General features: G+C 47.9%; 1 protein-coding gene. It reads right to left on the bottom strand.

Annotation, left to right across the window (positions count from 1 at the left end; all coding sequences use genetic code 11):
* Positions 1-257, bottom strand: a 257-nt coding sequence (locus AC6UD4_RS07330; protein ID WP_500709653.1) for a glutamate ligase domain-containing protein, incomplete at both ends; no start/stop codon positions are given.

The following is a 257-nucleotide window of genomic DNA, read 5'->3' on the forward strand; positions in this document are numbered from 1 at the left end:
CTTCAGCAGTAATTCCTTCAATCGGCTGTTCGCTGGCAGCATAAATGTCGAGGATAAAGAGAATATCTGCGTTGTTAAAAGCCAAAGCGAATTCATCCATCAGCTCTTGAGTGCGTGTATAGCGGTGCGGTTGAAATACGACTACTGTCCGCTTCCCGCCCGAACCGCTCTTGGCCGCCGATAAAGTAGCCAGAATTTCTGTCGGGTGATGGCCGTAGTCATCAATTACAATAATGCCGCGAGATTCACCCTTAAAT

This window comes from Fructilactobacillus sp. X3R5C2 (assembly GCF_059901175.1).